Raw genomic sequence first — 15795 nt, 5'->3', positions numbered from 1 at the left:
ACATGTTCCGCCTGTCCCGATTCATGGAAGCCCTGCGCGACGGCGGCCCGGTGCCGGCCCCGCGCCCGCCCGCCGGCCCGGTGGTGATCTGGAACCTGGTGCGGCGCTGCAACCTCAACTGCAGGCACTGCTACTCGACCTCGGCCGATACCGACTTCAAGGGCGAGCTGACCACGGCGGAGGCCCTCGCCGTGCTGGCGCAACTGCGGCAGGCGCGCGTGCCGGCGCTGATCCTGTCGGGCGGCGAGCCGCTGCTGCGGCCCGATCTGTACCCGCTGGCGCGGCGCGCGCGGGCGCTGGGCTTTCACTTGTCGCTGTCGTCCAACGGCACCTTGCTCGATCGCGCGCACGCGGCGCGGCTGGCCGATGCGGGCTTCGGCTACGTGGGCGTGAGCCTGGACGGGCTCGAAGCCACCCACGACCGCTTCCGGCGCAGCGACGGCGCCTTCGCGCGGGCGCTGGCGGGGCTGCGCGCGGCGCGCGCGGCCGGCCTGCGCGTGGGCGTGCGCATGACGCTGACCGAGGCCAACGCGGCGGAGCTGCCCGCGCTGGTGGCGCTGACGGAGGCCGAGGGCATCGACAAGTTCTACCTGTCCCACTTCAACTACGCGGGCCGCGCGCGCGGCCACCAGCGCGACAACGCCCGCCATGCCCACACCCGCGCCGCGCTGGACTGGCTGTTCGCGCATGTGTGGGAGCGCGCGCGGCAGGGCCGCGCGGGCGATTTCGTCACCGGCAACAACGATGCCGACGGCGTCTACCTGCTGCACTGGATCGCGCGGCGCCAGCCCGCCCGCGTGGCCGACATGCGGCAGCGCCTGGTGGACTGGGGCGGCAACGCCACCGGCGTGAACGTGGCCAACATCGACAATCTCGGCAACGTCCACCCCGACACCATGTGGTGGACGGTGACGCTGGGCAACGTGCGCGAGCGCCCGTTCGGCGCGATCTGGGCCGACCGCAGCCATCCGCTGATGGCCGGGCTGGCCGCCCGGCCGCGCCCGCTGCAGGGCCGCTGCGCGGTCTGCGCGCAGCGCGCCATCTGCAACGGCAACACCCGCGCGCGCGCCCATGCCGTGAGCGCGAACGCCTGGGCCGAGGACCCGGGCTGCTACCTGACCGAGGCGGAGATCATGGCGCCGCTGGCCGCGGAGGTGCCGGCATGAACACCGCCATGTGGTTGCCGCGCTGGCGGGCGCTGGCCGCCGTGCTGTCTGCCTTGCTGCTGGGCGTGTTGCTTGCCATGCCCCGTGCCGCCGTGGCGGCGGCGCAGGAAACGCCGGCGCCGCTGGATGCCGCCGCGTTCTACGGCCAGCACTGCGCGGCCTGCCACGGCGCCGCGCGCCTGGGCGGCATGGGCCCGGCGCTGCTGCCGGAGAGCCTGGAGCGCCTGCGGCCGCAGGAACTGGCGGCGGTATTGCGCGACGGCCGCCCCGCGACCCAGATGGCGGGTTTCGCCGGCCAGCTCGATGCCGCCGGCATCGACGCGCTGGCCGCGTGGCTGCGCGCCGCGCCGGCGGCGGCGCCGGACTGGAGCGCGGCCGACATGGCGGCCTCGCGCGTGGTCCATCACCCCGCCGGCAGCCTGCCCGCGCGCCCCGTGTTCAGCGCCGACCCGGCCAACCTGTTCCTGGTGGTGGAGGCCGGCAGCCATCACGTCAGCGTGCTCGACGGCGACAAGCTCGAGCGCATCTACCGCTTTCGCAGCCGCTTCGCGCTGCACGGCGGCCCCAAGTTCAGCCACGACGGACGCTACGTGTTCCTCGCCAGCCGCGACGGCTGGGTCAGCAAGTTCGACCTGTGGAACCTGACGCTCGCCGCCGAGATCCGGGTCGGGCTCAACACCCGCAACCTCGCCGTCAGCGACGACGGCAAATGGGTGCTGGCCGGCAACACGCTGCCGCGGACGCTGGTGCTGCTGCATGCCGAGGACTTGGCGCCGGCGCGCGTGTACGACGTGCGCGGCGCCGACGGCACGGCCTCGCGCGTGTCGGCGGTGTACGACGCCGCGCCGCGCGCGAGCTTCATCGTCGCCCTGCGCGACATCCCGGAGGTGTGGGAGATCCCGTATGGCGCCGCGCCCGCCGCCGCGCCGCCGGGCCGCGATTTCACGCCGCGCGTGATCGCGCTCGACGAAGTGCTCGACGACTTCTTCTTCGACCAGCGCTACTTGCACATACTGGGCGCCTCGCGCAACGGGCATGGCCAGGTGATCGACCTGGCGCAGGGGCGCAAGGTGGCCGACCTGGCCCTGAGCGGCATGCCGCACCTGGGCAGCGGCATCACGTGGGTGCGCCGCGGGCGCGAGGTGATGGCCTCGCCCAACCTGAAGCAGGGCCGCATCAGCGTGATCGACATGCAGAGCTGGCAGACCGTCGCCGAGATCGCCACCAACGGGCCGGGCTTCTTCCTGCGCAGCCACGAGAACACGCCGTATGCCTGGACCGACGCCATGATGAGCCCGCGCCGCGACACGCTGCAGGTGATCGACAAGGACAGCCTGCGGGTGGTGGCCAGCGTCACGCCCAGCCCGGGCCGCACCGCCGCCCACGTGGAGTTCACGCGGGACGGCCGCTACGCGCTGGTGAGCGTGATGGAGCAGGACGGCGCCATCGTGGCCTACGACGCGGCCACGCTGCGCGAGGTCGCGCGCATTCCGATGGACAAGCCGGTCGGCAAGTACAACGTCTTCAACAAGACCACCCGCTCGTCGGGGACCAGTCATTGAGGAGCATGAGATGGACAGGCAACTGAAGCCGGGCAAGGTATGGCTGGTGGGCGCGGGGCCCGGCGATCCGGAACTGGCCACGGTCAAGGCCGCGCGGGTGCTCGGCCAGGTCCAGGTATGGCTGATGGACGACCTGGTGTCGCCCGGCATGCGCCGCTACGCCGCGCCGGACACGCGCATCATATCGGTGGGCAAGCGCGGCGGGCGCTGCTCGGCGAGCCAGGCCAGCATCCAGGCGCTGACGCTGGCGCACGCGCTGGCCGGCCGCGACGTGGCCCGCGTCAAGGGCGGCGATCCGCTGCTGTTCGGGCGCGGCGGCGAAGAGGCCGAATTCCTGCGCGCGCACGGCATCGCGGTGGAGGTGGTCAACGGCGTCAGCAGCGGCATGGCCGCCGCGCAGGCGCTGGGCATCGCGCTGACGCATCGCGCCCACTGCCACGGCGTGACCTTCGTCACCGCGCACACCAGCGGCGACGGGCGGCCCGACTGGCGCGCGCTGGCCGCCGGCGGCACCACGCTGGTCATCTACATGGGCATGGGGCGCCTGTGCGCGATCCGCGACGCCCTGCTGGCCGCGGGCATGCGGCCCGGCATGCCGGCGGCCGTGGTCATGCACGCCAGCAACCCGGGCGAGCGCCGCTGGGCCGGCACGCTGGCCACGCTTGGCGAAGCGCTCGCGGCGGGGCTGGCCAGCCCGGCGGTGGTCCTGATCGGCGGCGTGGCGGCGCGGGCGCTCCCGGACATGCCATACGCTTGCCCGCGGTCAATCAACATATAGTGTTTCACCGGTACGCTGTGGCCCATATCTAGTATGAATGTTGCCGGGAGAAGAGATGGAGCACCGTACCGAAGAAGCCGCCGTAGCCGCCGCGGGCCTGCCCGGCGAGGTCGTCAAGCGCAACGGCGAAAGAGCCGCCTTCGCCGTCGAGCGGATCCGGTCCGCGCTGCGCCGCGCCGGCGCCGCGGCCGGCGAGTTCGGCGACGCGCAGGCGGGCAGCCTCGCCGCGCAGGTATGCCGGGTGCTGGCGCACCGCTGCCAGGGCCGGGCGCCGGACGTCGAGCAGATCCAGGACGTGGCCGAGCAGGTGCTGATCGCCGCCGACTACTGCGACACCGCGCGCGCGTTCATCGCCTATCGCGGCCGGCACGCCAGGCTGCGCGAGGACCGCAAGACCCTGGTCGACGTGGCGGCCTCGATCAACGAATACCTGAGCAAGGCCGACTGGCGCGTGAACGCCAATGCCAACCAGGGTTATTCGCTGGGCGGGCTGATCCTCAACGTGGCCGGCAAGGTCACGGCCAACTACTGGCTGTCCCACGTCTACGCGCCGGAGATCGGCGAGGCCCACCGCAACGGCGACATCCACATCCACGATCTCGACATGCTGAGCGGCTACTGCGCCGGCTGGTCGCTGCGCACGCTGCTGCACGAGGGGTTCAACGGCGTGCCGGGCAAGGTGGAGGCGGGGCCGCCCAACCACATGTCGTCGGCGGTGGGGCAGATCGTCAATTTCCTCGGCACGCTGCAGAACGAGTGGGCCGGCGCGCAGGCGTTCTCGTCGTTCGACACCTACATGGCGCCCTTCGTGCGCAAGGATGCCATGTCCTACGCCGAGGTGCGGCAGTGCGTCCAGGAGCTGATCTACAACCTCAACGTGCCTTCGCGCTGGGGCACGCAGACGCCGTTCACCAACCTCACCTTCGACTGGACCTGCCCGGATGACCTGCGCGAGCAGGTGCCGGTCATCGGCGGGCGCGAGATGCCGTTCGCCTATGGCGAGCTGCAGCAGGAGATGGACCTCATCAACCGCGCCTACATCGAGGTGATGACGGCGGGCGACGCCAAGGGCAGGGTGTTCACCTTCCCGATCCCGACCTACAACATCACGCGCGACTTCCCGTGGGAATCGGAGAACGCCGCGCGGCTGTTCGAGATGACGGCCAGGTACGGGCTGCCGTATTTCCAGAACTTCATCAACTCGGAGCTGGAGCCGAACATGGTGCGCTCCATGTGCTGCCGCCTGCAGCTCGACCTGCGCGAGCTGCTCAAGCGCGGCAACGGCCTGTTCGGCAGCGCCGAGCAGACCGGCAGCGTCGGCGTGGTGACGGTCAACTGCGCGCGCCTGGGCCATCTGCACGCCGGCGACGAAGCGGCGCTGCTGCGCGCGCTGGACCGCCTGCTCGAACTGGGCAAGCAGAGCCTGGAGAACAAGCGCAAGCGGATCCAGCAACTGATGGACCAGGGCCTGTTCCCCTACACCAGGCGCTACCTCGGCACCCTGCGCAATCATTTCTCGACGCTGGGCGTGAACGGCATCAACGAGATGATCCGCAACTTCACCGCGGACCGGCACGACATCACCTCGGCGTGGGGCGAGGCCTTCGCGCTGCGCCTGCTCGACCACGTGCGCGAGCGCATCGTGGCCTTCCAGCAGGAAACCGGCCATCTCTACAACCTCGAGGCCACGCCGGCCGAAGGCGCGACGTACCGCTTCGCGCGCGAGGACCGCAAGCGCTGGCCCGGCATCCTCCAGGCCGGCAGCGCGGCGCAGCCTTACTACACCAATTCGTCGCAGCTGCCGGTCGGCTGGACCGACGACCCGTTCGAGGCGCTGGCGCGGCAGCAGCCCCTGCAGTCGCGCTACACCGGCGGCACCGTGCTGCACCTGTACATGGGCGAGCGCCTGTCCAGCGGCGCGGCCTGCCGCGAGCTGGTGCGGCGCGCGCTGACGCGCTTCCGCCTGCCGTACATCACGGTGACGCCGACGTTCTCGATCTGCCCCACGCACGGCTACCTTGCCGGCGAGCATCCGTTCTGTCCGCGCTGCGACGAAGAGATCCTCGCGCGCAAGCGGGACGCGCTTGCCGCCTAGCCGGCTGGCCGCACGGCCGGGGGCATGGACGCCGCAATGATGGCGGCATCCCCCGCGTTTTTTCCCGACTTTTCCCCCAACCTTTTTTCAACCCGGAGCACGCATCATGACCGACCACGCACGACAATCCGCCACCTCCCTCTCCACCCCGCCGGCCGACGTTGCGCTGCGCGACGAGGAGCGCCAGCCCTGCGAGGTCTGGACCCGGGTGATGGGCTACCACCGGCCGGTGGCCAGCTTCAACGCCGGCAAGCAGGGCGAGCACCGCGAGCGCAGGTTCTTCGCGGAGCCCCATGCGGCTGCCGCCTGACGCGGCCGCCGCCACCGGCACCGCCGCCGCCGCATTGCGTGTCGGCGGCATGACGGCGCTGACGACCATCGACTTCCCGGGCCGCCTGTCCGCCGTGGTGTTCTGCCAGGGCTGCCCGTGGCGCTGCGGCTATTGCCACAACCCGGCGCTGCTCGATGCCGGCGCGCCCGCCGGCATGGCCTGGGCGCAGGTGCTGGGCTTCCTGGAGACCCGGCGCGGCCTGCTCGACGGCGTGGTGTTTTCCGGCGGCGAGCCGACCTTGCAGGCGGCGCTGCCGGGCGCCATCGCGGCGGTGCGGGCGCGCGGCTTCGAGGCCGCGCTGCACACCGCTGGCATGTATCCCGGGCGCCTGGCGGCGGTGCTGCCGGCGCTCGACTGGGTCGGCCTCGACATCAAGGCGCCCGAGCACCGCTACGACGCCATCACGCGGGTGCCCGGCAGCGGCGGGCGGGCCTGGGAATCGCTGCGCCGCTGGCTGGCCAGCGGCGTGGCGGGCGAGTGCCGCACCACCTGGCATCACGGCCTGTTCGACGTCGCCGAGCTGCACGCGCTGGCCGCACGGCTGGCCGCGCTCGGCGTGACGCACTGGGCGTTGCAGGCGTGCCGCGGCGGCGCGGGCGCGGCGCTGGGCCGCGCCGACGTCGACCGGCTGGCGGCGCGCTTCAGCCATTTCACGCTGCGCGAGGCGTGAAGCGCGGCGCGCGCTTGCGCCATGTCAATCGATGCGTGGGTACGGGCCAGGCGGAGGACGTGGCCGTACTACGATGAAAGCGTGCATCACAGTAATCCGGGAGGAGGCAGGCATGCCGTTGGAACAAGCATGGAATGCGACAGGCGGTTTTGACTACCAGGGCCCGCAGGAATGGCTCGCGCCCATCACGGAGGCGCTGCGCCGCGTGGTGGACCCCGAGCTGGCGCTGAATATCCTCGACGTGGGCCTGGTCTACGCGGTGGCGGTCTCGGAGGGCGTGGTGAAGGTCACGATGACCATGACCTCGGCCGCGTGCCCGGTGGCGGACATGATTCTGGACGACGTGCAGTTCGAGCTCGAAGACACCATGCCGCTGGGCTATGCGATCGAGCTGGAACTGTGCTGGGAGCCGGCATGGTCGCCCGAGCGCATGAGCGCGGCGGCCAGGCGCGTGATGGGATGGTGAGGGCGCCGCCGCGCCGCGCGCGCGAACGCCGGCGCGGCGCGTGGCCGCGCGTCGCGGTGCTGGCGCCGGCCGTCCTCGCCTTGCTCGCGGGCCTGCTCGGCGGCCTGCTGCGCGCCGGCGTGGCGCTGCCCGGCGCCGGCGCCGCCGCGCTGCCGTGGCAGGCGTTCGCGTTCCACGGCGCGCTGATGACCGGCGGCTTCTTCGGCACCGTGATCGGCATCGAGCGTGCGGTGGCGCTGGGCCGGCCCGCGGCCTTCGCCGCGCCGCTGGCGTCGGGGCTGGGCGCGCTGCTGCTGGTGGCGGGGTTTCCCGCGGCCGGCGCGTGGCTCATGGCCGGCGGCGCGCTGGCGTTCGCCGGCGTCAGCGTGGCCGTGCTGCGGCGCCAGCCGGCCGCGCACACCGCCTTGCTGCTGGCGGCCGCGCTGGCGTGGCTGGCCGGCACCGCGGCGCTGGCCTCGGGGCGCGCGCTGGCCTCGGTCAACGCCTGGTGCTTCCTGTTCCTGGTGGTCACGGTTGCCGCCGAGCGGCTTGAGATGACGCGCCTGATGCGCCGGCGGCGCGGCGCGCAGGGCGCCTTGCTCGCCATTCTGGCCGCGCTCGCGCTGGGCGCCGCCGGCTCGGCGCTGGACGGGCGCGCGGGCACGCTGGGCGGCTGCGTCTATGGCGTGGCGCTGGCCTGCCTCGCCATCTGGCTGGCGGTGTTCGACATCGCGCGCCGCACGGTGCGCAGCCACGGACTGAGCCGCTACATGGCGGTCTGCCTGCTGCTCGGCTACGGCTGGCTGCTGGTGGCCGGGGCGGCATGGGCCGCCACCGCGGCCGGGCTGCCGTGGCGCGACGCGGCGCTCCACGCGCCGGGGCTGGGGTTCATCGTCAGCATGGTGATGGCGCATGCGCCGGTCATCCTGCCGGCCATCACGCGCATCCGGCTGGCGTTCGGCAACGGCTTCTACGCGCCGCTGGCGGTGCTGCACCTGTCCCTGGCCGCGCGGCTGGCCTTCGGGCACCGGCTGCCGGCGGTCAAGGCCGCGGCGGCGCTCGGCAACGTGGCGGCCATGCTGCTGTTCATCGCCGTCACGGCCGCCGCGGCGCGCGCGTGGCGGACCCGCGCGGCGGCGCTTGCGCGGCGATCCTGAAAAAAAAGAGCCTGCCCGCGATGCCTAGGACATCATCGGGCAGGCTTCCAGCAGTACCACTACATCGAGGCCGCCGGGCAAGCCCCCGCACCCCGGCAACCTCACCATGATCTTGCCGCGTGCCCGCGCCGGCCGCCTTGTCGGCGGACAAGCCGATGGCAGGTGGCGCGGCTGACTCGCGCTGCTCCGCGCCTAGCCCGCGGCGAACCGCAGCTGCAGCGCCTGCACGTCGTGGATCACGACCTCGGGGCCGGCCACGCTGATGAGGGCGGCTTCGCTGAGGCGCTGCAGCGCGCGCGAGAGCGTGGCCGGCGACAGCCCCAGCTTGGAGGCGATCAGGTTCTTGTTGACGGCGAAGCGGGTCAGGTTGCCCTCGCGCGGGCGGTTCAGCAGGTAGCCGATCACGCGCTGCTGCGCGTTCTGCAGGTTGACCGTCTCGATGTCCTGCACCAGCGAATGCAGGCGCATCGACAGGCCGGCGAGCATGCGGCGCGCGAAGGACGGATCGCGGTCGATGGCGGCGAAGATGTCCTTCTTGCCGAGCAGGATGAGCAGCGTGTCTTCCAGCGCCTGGGCATCCACGAGGTAGGGCCGGTCAAGGAACATGACGGCCTCGCCGAAGGCCTGGCCGGGGCCGAAGAACTCCACGACCTTCTCGGGGTTGCCGTGCAGCGACGGCAGCGCGAGCTTGATCTGGCCGACCGCGACGACGTAGAGGCCCGGCGCCGCGTCGCCGCGCCGGAACACGTGGCCATGCCTGGGGACCCTGACCTCGCGGCAGGAGCCGGCCAACTCGCTTAGCTGGCCGGCATCGAGGTTGCGGAAAAGCGGCAGGCTGCCCAGCAGCCCGTCGAGATTGAGTTTGTGGCGCATGCTTTGTCTCGGTGACGGTGGTGGCACCGGTCGGTCTGTCGGCGCGGGCCGTCATGGCGGGGCACGCGGCAGCGGCACAGGGCGTGCGCGGCGACCGGCTCGCAGCGCATAGGATTCCACGCGGCGGCCCGCCGGATTTTGTGGTGGGTCAAGTTGCATCGCCCCGGCGCGCAGGCCGCGGCCGGATGTGACGTGGCGCGCGCGTGCCGCCTGTGCCGCGCGTGGCGCTAGCGCGCGCCTCTTCGCCGCGCCATGCGCCGGCCGATCTCGGCGAGCCGGTCATGCGGCAGCTTGTCGGCGGCGGGATAGATTTCGCGCTCCTCGCGCAAGGCATGCGCGGGATAGCCGGTGGCGAACGGGTCGAGCTCCGGCGGGGCGGCCTGCGCGGTCCCTTGCGAGACCGCTTCCAGCCACGGCTGCACGGCGCGCCACAATGCGCCGAGATGCCCGTGCTCGGCGGCGATCTCGCCGATGCGGGCGTCGAGCGCGGCGTCGCCCAGTTCCCGCAGCGCCGGAAACAGGTCTTCCTCCTCGTCCATGTGGTGCAGCGGCGCGGCGACCTGGAAGTAACGCAACGCGCCGGCGGCCGCGCTGCGCGCCTCTTCGTCCGCGCCGTGCAGCGCCACGTGCCGGGCCAGCCTGGGGCACAGGCCGGCGAAGCGCCGCACCTTGTCGTGGCAGGCCAGCAGCAGTTCGATCGGCGACTCGAAGCCGGGCAGGCTGGTGGTGGTGGAAAGCATGGTGGAGTCCCGGTTGAGGCAGGCGGCCGTGGTTTGCATCTGGTCTGCGTGGAGTATGGCCGAAAGTATGGCCGAAAGCGGAACCCGCCGGTTGAGATGGAGCAAGCAGGCGCGGGAATGCGGCGGGCCGGCTGCCGCAGGCACAATCCGCAGGCGCGGTCCTTCACCGCGATCAAGCCGGCGCCGCGGCCCGGCGGCTAGCATGCGTGCGGTGGGATGGACGGCGCGGGGCCGTCCGCGCCTTGCTGGTTTGCCTGTTCGCCTGCCCCGCGCCTTGCTTCCCGCTTCGGGCGGGGGACTGATCCGATGCCGAAACCGCCGCTTTGCCCGCCATGCTTTTCCTTGTGTCCCGCCGTGCCCGGCCACACCCCGGGCCACACCCCGGGCCGGTTCCCGGAGCACCCATGAAGCCCGCGCGCCTGAGATACGAGAACGCGCCGCGGCCCGCCGTGGTCCTCGGCTGCCTGCTGCCGGCACCGTGGCTTGGCGCCGCCGCGGGACTGCTGCTGGCATTCGGCCCGCCGGACGGGCTGCCGTCGCGGTTCGCGCCGGTCGCGCTGGCGGTGGTGCATCTGCTCGCGCTGGGCATGCTGGCGCCCGTCATGGTGGGCGCGCTGTTCCAGATGATGCCGGTGATCGCCGGGGTGCGGGTGCCCGGCACCGCCGCGCTGGCGCCGCTGGCCGCGCTGCTGGGCGGGGGCGCCGCGCTGGGGCTGGCCAGCGGGTTCGTGGCCGGCTGGCTGCCCGGTTTCCGCGCGGCGATCCTGCTCGGGGCGCCGTTCCTGGGCCTGGTCGGGCTGGCCTTGCTGCGGGCCGGCGCGCGCGTGGCCGCGGCGGATGCCACCACGCGCACGCTGGCGCGCGCGGGCGCGCCGCTGATCGTGACCGTGGCCACCGGCGCGGCGCTGGCCGGCGTGCTCGGCGGGCAGTGGCAACTGCCGCTGCGGACGCTGCTGCAACTGCACGTCGCCTGGGGCCTGGTGGGCTGGCTGGCCGCGCTGGTCGCCGGCGTCGCCGCCACGGTGGTGCCGATGTTCTGGCAGGCGCCGCGGCTGCCCGCCGTGGTGGCGTCCTTCCTGCCGTGGGGAATCTGGCTGCTGTTGCTGGGCTACAGCGGGGTGGCGGTCGACCTGCCGGCGCTGGCGGAGGTGGGCGCGCTGCCGCTCCTGCTGCTGCTGGCGCTGCTGGCCCTGCTCGGGCTGCGCGGCATGCTGCGGGCGCGGCGCCGGCATGACCCCGGCTGGCGGCTCTGGGTCGCGGCCTGCCTGAGCGCGCTCGCGGCGGCGGCGCTGGCGATGGCGGCCCCGCTGTTGCACGGGGTGGCCGCGCTGCCCTGGTGGATCGGCACGGCGGTGCTGGTCGGATGCGGGGTGCTGCCGGTCACGGCCATGACGGGCAAGATCGTGCCGTTCGTGATCTGGCTGCACTTGCGCCGCGGCCTGCCGCTGCCGGCGCGGGTGCCGGCCATGCAGGCGATCATTGCGCCCGCGCGGCAGCATTGGCAGGCCCGCCTGCTGCTGCTCGCCTACGTCCTGCTGCTGGCGCTGCCGCTGGCGCCGCGCTGGCTGGCCCTGGCCGGCGGCATGGCGTTCGCGCTCGCCAACGCCTGGCTCGGGCTGCAGCTGCTGTGCGCGGTGCGGGTGTTTCGCCGCGTGATGGCCGCGGGCGGGCTGCCGCCCCGGCGCGCGGCCGGGCACGATGGGCATGACCCAAGAGGTTGACGCAGGGCAAGCCGGGCCGGGCGCGATTGCGTAGCATGAGTCAGTGGCCGGCTGGTGCGCTTGCCTGCATCCGCCGCGCCGTGCATTGCCAACCATCGCGAGGTGCCTTCGATGCGTCAAATGGAAATGAGCAAGGTCTTTACCCTGATGGAGTCCGGCCCGGTCGTCCTGGTGACGACCCATGACGGGCAGAAGGACAACATCATGACCATCTCGTGGACGATGGTGATGGACTTCACGCCGGTGTTCGCGCTGACCACGGGTGCGTGGAACTACTCCTACGCGGCGCTGCGCAAGCATGAGGAATGCGTCATCGCCATTCCGACGGTGGACATGCTGGACACGGTGGTCGGCATCGGCACGTGCTCCGGCGCGGACACGGACAAGTTCGCCCGGTTCAGGCTCACGCCGGTGCCGGGCAAGGTCGTCAAGGCGCCGCTGATCCGGGAGTGCTTCGCCAACATCGAGTGCAAGGTCATCGACATCGTGAAGAAGCACGACATCGTCGTGCTGGAGGCCGTCGCCGCGTGGATCGATCCCGAGCGCAAGGAGCAGCGCATGGTCCACGCCGTCGGCGACGGCACGTTCATCGTCGACGGGCGCAAGTTCGACCGGCGGGAGATGATGGCCTCCAAGCTGCCGCCGGGCGTGTAGCGCACCCGCGCAAGCGCAGGCGGACGCGCATTGCGCCGCCGCGGCGCCGGCGAAAGTGCATGCTCCCGCGCCCCGTTCGCCATGCCCTTGCACACCCCCGTGGCCATCGACTACGTTGATTCTCTGAGGCCGGCGTGGCCGCTTTGATGGGGACCAACGATGAACAGGGTCATAGGACACCTGGCCGCGCTCGTTGCCTTGGGCCTGTGTGCCGCCGGCGGAGCACGGGCAGCCGACGCCGGCTGCGGGCCCGCGCCGGCCGAGGGATCGGTGCGCTGCGACGATCCCGGCAGCGGGATGCGCTGCTCGCTGGTGACGGGCGAGCGCCCGCGCAACCAGCGCCCGTGGTGCGGCAGCGCGGCGCTGACGAGCCGCTATGAACGCATCCACGCCGAGCAGCAGCGGCTGCTGCGCGCCGGCGCGATCCGCGATGCGGATGTCGACGCGTGGCGCGCCCGGCGCGATGCCTGTGAATCCGCATCGTGCCTCGAGAGCCTGTATCACGAATGGTGGCGCTGGCGCGATGCGGGCCGCTTCCGTTCCGGGCTGCCATCCGCGCCGCCATCCGGGCTGCCATCCGCGCGATCGTCCGTATCGCCTTCCGCATCCTCTTCCGCGGGGTTTCCCGTGCCGCCTTCGGCGCAGCCCGCCGCCAGCGTCGCGGCGCGCGTTCCGCCAAAGCCGGCGCCTGTGCCCGCCGTGGCGGAAAGGGCATCGCCGGCGCCGTTGCCCGCGATGCGGGACAGCGCGCGGCCGGCCGGACCGGCGCTGGCGCCGGCGGAGGCCGGCACGCCGGATGTCCTGGATGTTTCGGACACCTCGGATGCCTCGCCGGGCGGGACCGCCGTGGCGCCCGCCGCGTCCCCGCCGGATTCGGGCGTCCCGGTTTCGCCGGCCTTGCTGGGCGGCGTCGCCGCGTTCGGCATGGGCGCGGTCTATGCGTGGCAGCGCCGGCGCGGCCGGGACGCGGCACCGGGCCACGGACGGCGCCGGGCCATCTCCGCGGTCATGGCGATCTTCTATGGCCTGCTGATCGTCAACGCCTTGCTGCTGCCGTTCACGCTGGGCTGGAGCTGACCGTTGCCGCCCAGCCGGCGCTAGCGCCCGGTGAGCAGCAGCAGCGCTTCTTCCACGCGCTTGAGGTGCGCCTCGCTGACCCGCCCGATCGGCGCGTTGCCGACGAAGCGGTGGTTCGACACGGCGCGGACCTGATCGACCAGCAGGTCGGTTTCCCGGGGCGGCTCGCCCGGCTTGGCGAACTTGCCCGCGCGCACGCGCAGCGGAAAGCCGTCGCCGCCGGCGTCCTCGTAGATGTCGGTGGTGCCGGGCAGGACGATGGTGGTCGGGTGGCCGGCCTGGTTCAGGATGTCGGTCTGGATGACGAGGGCCGGGCGCCCTGCCTTGCCCGGTTCCTCCTTGTGGGTTTGCGGGGACAGGTCGATCACCCAGACCTCCCCGCGCCGGTGTTGTGGCCTAGGCAAGCCCGTCCTCCAGGCTGTCGTCCATGGATTCGTTTTCCGCCAGCGAGCGGGCCGACAACCGGCGCGACAGGAAGGCCATGCGCTCGGCCATCGCGCGCTCGTTTTTCTCGCGCACGGCCTCGCGGACGTAGTCCGAGCTGGACATGCCGGCGCGGCGGGCAAATTCACGTGTCTGCATGGCGAACTCCTGCGTCGTGCGGAAGGAAAGGGTGGTCTGGGTGGTCTGGGCGGGCTGAGCGGAGGCGGCCAGGGTCATCGCGGTCACTTGGCATGGTTACTCGAATAGACGCCATTGTATTCCTTTTTTACGTGCGATTTTGTATTACCGATGGTATTACAACAGGATGTGTTGTCACTGGGGGACGGGAAGGGCTTCCGGCGAATCCGTCGCGCATTTGTCGCCCATCCGCCGCCCATCCGCCGCTCATCCGCCCCGCATCGGCCTCGTATCCGCCCGCCGCCGGAAACCCCGGCGCGATGGCGGTGTGTTCGATTGTGGCTTGCCGCCGGCGCAAGGCAATGCGGCGAATTCTCAAAATTCGGCGCGACGGCGGCGCCGCGCATGGAATATTCCGCCGGGCTGGCGTGTTTACCGATCAGGCCCGGCGCACGCATCCGCGCCGACACTGGGGGAATGGTCATGGCATATCGCTTACCTGGATGGCTGGGCATGGGCGCGGCGGCCGCCGCGCTGTGCGCCTGCGCATCGCTCGAACCCGCGCAGACCGCGCAGAAGCTGATCGGCAGCCCGGAGAGCACCGTGCGCCAGGCGTTCGGCGCGCCCACGGAAACCTATCGGCTCGACGGCGGCACCAGCCGCTGGATCTACTCGAAGCAGCCGCTCGGGCATGAGGTCTACGCGGCGGATTTCGACGCCGGCGGGAACCTGGCGAGCTTTCGCCAGATGCTGACCGAGAAGGAGATCTACGAAGCCCGGCCCGGCGTCTGGACCAAGCAGGACGTGGCGCAGCGTTTCGGCCTGCCGCGCGAGCCGGTGCAGTACTACCCGCTCATGAAGCGCGAGGCGTGGTCGTACCGGCTCTATGCGAGCGGCTACCAGCCGGCCCACTTCAGCGCCTACTTCGATGACCGCGGCGTGCTCGACCGCACCATGATCATCATCGATGCGCTCGGCGGCGACCGCGGCCGCAGCAAGTGACGCGGGCTGCCGGCCTCGCCCCGCGCCCGCACCGGAGCGAGGGGCCGGGGGCGGGCCGTGGAGCGAGGACTTCGGGCGCCCGATCCCCCCCCGTTCAAAGGGAGGGCGAGACGACGCACGGCATGAAATGACATGCCGCGCGCGCGGCGCGCGGCGCGCGGCCGCGACCGTTCAGGCGTTGAAGCCGCCGTCGATGGTCAGGCTGGCGCCGGTCACGAAGCCGGCTTCGGGGCTGGCCACGTAGGCCACCATGCCGGCGATCTCGTCGGTGCTGGCGTGGCGCTGCAGCGCCATCAGGCCATGCATCAGGTTGGCGAAGTCGCCGGTCTCCGGGTTCATGTCGGTGTTGGTCGGGCCGGGCTGCACGTTGTTGACCGTGATGCCGCGCGGACCGAGGTCGCGCGCCATGCCCTGCACGAGGCCCTGCAGCGCGGACTTGCTCATGGCGTAGGCGCTGCCGCCGGCGAACGGCATGCGCTCGGCGTTGCAGCTGCCGATGTTGATGATGCGCCCGCCGTTGCCCATGTGCGGCAGCACGGCCTTGGCGGCGACGAACACCGCGCGCACGTTCACGTTGAGCGTCTCGTCGAAGTCTTCCAGCGAGAAGCTGTCCACCGGCCCCATGCGCAGCACGCCGGCGTTGTTGACGAGGATGTCGATCTTGCCCAGGCGGTGCGCCACCGCGTTGATGGCGCCGTCGAGCGAGGCGGGGTCGGCCACGTCGGCCTTGACCGCGATGGCGCTGCCGCCCGCGGCTTCGATGCTGGCGGCCAGCTCGTTGGCGCCGGCCGCGGAGCTGTGATAGGTGAAGGCGACGGTGGCGCCGTCGCGCGCCAGCCGGCGCACGACCGCCGCGCCGATGCCGCGCGCGCCGCCGGTGACGAAGGCGACCTTGCCGGAGAGGGATGCAGACATGATGAGGTTCCTGGGTGAGTGGAGGTGAGCGAAGTATGGTCACTGGAC

At 72.1% G+C, this 15795-nt stretch carries 18 protein-coding genes; 12 read left to right on the top strand and 6 right to left on the bottom strand.

Features of this window, described 5'->3' with window-relative positions; translation table 11 throughout:
- Positions 1–2 precede the first annotated feature (2 nt).
- The 8 genes from nirJ (at position 3) to ACWTPI_RS29620 (ending at position 8204) form a co-directional block, all read left to right on the top strand.
- Positions 3–1166 carry a heme d1 biosynthesis radical SAM protein NirJ gene (gene nirJ, locus ACWTPI_RS29655; protein ID WP_059411407.1) on the top strand — a complete coding sequence of 388 codons (1164 nt, stop codon included), beginning with the start codon at positions 3–5 and terminating at the stop codon, positions 1164–1166.
- A 77-nt stretch (positions 1167–1243) separates the two neighbouring features.
- On the top strand, positions 1244–2728 hold the full coding sequence (locus ACWTPI_RS29650) for a cytochrome D1 domain-containing protein (protein WP_454734038.1): 1485 nt from the start codon (positions 1244–1246) through the stop codon (positions 2726–2728).
- 10 nt (positions 2729–2738) lie between these two features.
- A complete protein-coding gene (cobA, locus tag ACWTPI_RS29645) occupies positions 2739–3506 on the top strand; it encodes a uroporphyrinogen-III C-methyltransferase (RefSeq protein ID WP_454733529.1) in 768 nt (255 codons plus the stop codon).
- A gap of 55 nt (positions 3507–3561) precedes the next feature.
- Positions 3562–5601 (top strand): ribonucleoside triphosphate reductase, encoded by a 2040-nt coding sequence (locus ACWTPI_RS29640; protein ID WP_454733528.1) that lies wholly within the window; start codon positions 3562–3564, stop codon positions 5599–5601.
- Between the two features lie 106 nt (positions 5602–5707).
- The gene (gene nrdD / locus ACWTPI_RS29635; protein WP_454733527.1) at positions 5708–5911 is read left to right on the top strand and encodes an anaerobic ribonucleoside-triphosphate reductase; all 204 of its coding nucleotides are present in this window, start codon (positions 5708–5710) and stop codon (positions 5909–5911) included.
- Positions 5895–6602: an anaerobic ribonucleoside-triphosphate reductase activating protein gene (locus ACWTPI_RS29630; protein WP_454733526.1), complete on the top strand. Its 708-nt coding sequence runs from the start codon at positions 5895–5897 to the stop codon at positions 6600–6602. Before nrdD ends, ACWTPI_RS29630 begins: the two co-directional genes overlap by 17 nt.
- Positions 6603–6714: 112 nt before the next feature.
- Positions 6715–7068 (top strand): metal-sulfur cluster assembly factor, encoded by a 354-nt coding sequence (locus ACWTPI_RS29625; RefSeq protein ID WP_020203221.1) that lies wholly within the window; start codon positions 6715–6717, stop codon positions 7066–7068.
- On the top strand, positions 7062–8204 hold the full coding sequence (locus ACWTPI_RS29620; RefSeq protein WP_454733525.1) for a hypothetical protein: 1143 nt from the start codon (positions 7062–7064) through the stop codon (positions 8202–8204). Before ACWTPI_RS29625 ends, ACWTPI_RS29620 begins: the two co-directional genes overlap by 7 nt.
- 192 nt (positions 8205–8396) lie before the next feature.
- Here the strand turns inward: ACWTPI_RS29620 and ACWTPI_RS29615 are convergent, their stop codons facing one another.
- Positions 8397–9077, bottom strand: coding sequence for a Crp/Fnr family transcriptional regulator (locus ACWTPI_RS29615; protein ID WP_020203223.1), 681 nt, complete (start codon positions 9075–9077; stop codon positions 8397–8399).
- A gap of 227 nt (positions 9078–9304) precedes the next feature.
- Positions 9305–9856, bottom strand: a complete 552-nt coding sequence (locus ACWTPI_RS29610; RefSeq protein WP_454733524.1) for a hemerythrin domain-containing protein — start codon at positions 9854–9856, stop codon at positions 9305–9307.
- 365 nt (positions 9857–10221) lie between these two features.
- Here ACWTPI_RS29610 and ACWTPI_RS29605 point away from each other — a divergent pair, with 365 nt between their 5' ends.
- The 3 genes from ACWTPI_RS29605 (at position 10222) to ACWTPI_RS29595 (ending at position 13269) form a co-directional block, all read left to right on the top strand.
- On the top strand, positions 10222–11538 hold the full coding sequence (locus ACWTPI_RS29605) for a hypothetical protein (RefSeq protein WP_454733523.1): 1317 nt from the start codon (positions 10222–10224) through the stop codon (positions 11536–11538).
- Positions 11539–11649: 111 nt separating this feature from the next.
- A complete protein-coding gene (locus ACWTPI_RS29600; RefSeq protein ID WP_029043665.1) occupies positions 11650–12192 on the top strand; it encodes a flavin reductase family protein in 543 nt (180 codons plus the stop codon).
- A gap of 270 nt (positions 12193–12462) precedes the next feature.
- Positions 12463–13269 (top strand): GntR family transcriptional regulator, encoded by an 807-nt coding sequence (locus tag ACWTPI_RS29595; RefSeq protein WP_454733522.1) that lies wholly within the window; start codon positions 12463–12465, stop codon positions 13267–13269.
- Between the two features lie 20 nt (positions 13270–13289).
- Here the strand turns inward: ACWTPI_RS29595 and ACWTPI_RS29590 are convergent, their stop codons facing one another.
- From ACWTPI_RS29590 to ACWTPI_RS29580, 3 genes are read right to left on the bottom strand one after another with little or no spacing between them, the layout of a single operon-like run.
- A complete protein-coding gene (locus ACWTPI_RS29590; RefSeq protein WP_029043667.1) occupies positions 13290–13673 on the bottom strand; it encodes a type II toxin-antitoxin system PemK/MazF family toxin in 384 nt (127 codons plus the stop codon).
- The gene (locus tag ACWTPI_RS29585) at positions 13666–13929 is read right to left on the bottom strand and encodes an antitoxin of toxin-antitoxin stability system (protein ID WP_454733521.1); all 264 of its coding nucleotides are present in this window, start codon (positions 13927–13929) and stop codon (positions 13666–13668) included. The genes ACWTPI_RS29590 and ACWTPI_RS29585 overlap by 8 nt, the downstream gene beginning before the upstream one ends.
- Before the next feature lie 5 nt (positions 13930–13934).
- Positions 13935–14315, bottom strand: a complete 381-nt coding sequence (locus ACWTPI_RS29580) for a hypothetical protein (RefSeq protein ID WP_454733520.1) — start codon at positions 14313–14315, stop codon at positions 13935–13937.
- Here ACWTPI_RS29580 and ACWTPI_RS29575 point away from each other — a divergent pair.
- Entirely contained in the window at positions 14314–14832 is a 519-nt protein-coding gene (locus tag ACWTPI_RS29575) for a hypothetical protein (protein WP_059411837.1), read from the top strand. The two genes, ACWTPI_RS29580 and ACWTPI_RS29575, sit on opposite strands and share 2 nt — an antisense overlap.
- Before the next feature lie 171 nt (positions 14833–15003).
- On the opposite strand, the gene ACWTPI_RS29570 is transcribed toward ACWTPI_RS29575, so the two are convergent.
- Complete coding sequence (locus ACWTPI_RS29570; protein ID WP_020203231.1) at positions 15004–15747, bottom strand: SDR family oxidoreductase; 744 nt, start codon at positions 15745–15747, stop codon at positions 15004–15006.
- Positions 15748–15795 lie beyond the last annotated feature (48 nt).

This window comes from Cupriavidus ulmosensis, from assembly GCF_977008105.1.
Note: the sequence above shows the minus strand (reverse complement) of the source record. Positions and strands in the feature narration are given on the sequence as shown.

Excerpts from the sequence above, each read along its gene's own strand:
- nirJ (WP_059411407.1), top strand. The coding sequence starts at position 3 with ATGTTCCGCCTGTCCCGATTCATGGAAGCCCTGCGCGACGGCGGCCCG.
- ACWTPI_RS29650 (WP_454734038.1), top strand. The coding sequence starts at position 1,244 with ATGCCCCGTGCCGCCGTGGCGGCGGCGCAGGAAACGCCGGCGCCGCTG.
- cobA (WP_454733529.1), top strand. The coding sequence starts at position 2,739 with ATGGACAGGCAACTGAAGCCGGGCAAGGTATGGCTGGTGGGCGCGGGG.
- ACWTPI_RS29640 (WP_454733528.1), top strand. The coding sequence starts at position 3,562 with ATGGAGCACCGTACCGAAGAAGCCGCCGTAGCCGCCGCGGGCCTGCCC.
- nrdD (WP_454733527.1), top strand. The coding sequence starts at position 5,708 with ATGACCGACCACGCACGACAATCCGCCACCTCCCTCTCCACCCCGCCG.
- ACWTPI_RS29630 (WP_454733526.1), top strand. The coding sequence starts at position 5,895 with ATGCGGCTGCCGCCTGACGCGGCCGCCGCCACCGGCACCGCCGCCGCC.
- ACWTPI_RS29625 (WP_020203221.1), top strand. The coding sequence starts at position 6,715 with ATGCCGTTGGAACAAGCATGGAATGCGACAGGCGGTTTTGACTACCAG.
- ACWTPI_RS29620 (WP_454733525.1), top strand. The coding sequence starts at position 7,062 with ATGGTGAGGGCGCCGCCGCGCCGCGCGCGCGAACGCCGGCGCGGCGCG.
- ACWTPI_RS29615 (WP_020203223.1), bottom strand. The coding sequence starts at position 9,077 with ATGCGCCACAAACTCAATCTCGACGGGCTGCTGGGCAGCCTGCCGCTT.
- ACWTPI_RS29610 (WP_454733524.1), bottom strand. The coding sequence starts at position 9,856 with ATGCAAACCACGGCCGCCTGCCTCAACCGGGACTCCACCATGCTTTCC.
- ACWTPI_RS29605 (WP_454733523.1), top strand. The coding sequence starts at position 10,222 with ATGAAGCCCGCGCGCCTGAGATACGAGAACGCGCCGCGGCCCGCCGTG.
- ACWTPI_RS29600 (WP_029043665.1), top strand. The coding sequence starts at position 11,650 with ATGCGTCAAATGGAAATGAGCAAGGTCTTTACCCTGATGGAGTCCGGC.
- ACWTPI_RS29585 (WP_454733521.1), bottom strand. The coding sequence starts at position 13,929 with ATGACCCTGGCCGCCTCCGCTCAGCCCGCCCAGACCACCCAGACCACC.
- ACWTPI_RS29575 (WP_059411837.1), top strand. The coding sequence starts at position 14,314 with ATGGCATATCGCTTACCTGGATGGCTGGGCATGGGCGCGGCGGCCGCC.
- ACWTPI_RS29580 (WP_454733520.1), bottom strand. The coding sequence starts at position 14,315 with ATGACCATTCCCCCAGTGTCGGCGCGGATGCGTGCGCCGGGCCTGATC.
- ACWTPI_RS29570 (WP_020203231.1), bottom strand. The coding sequence starts at position 15,747 with ATGTCTGCATCCCTCTCCGGCAAGGTCGCCTTCGTCACCGGCGGCGCG.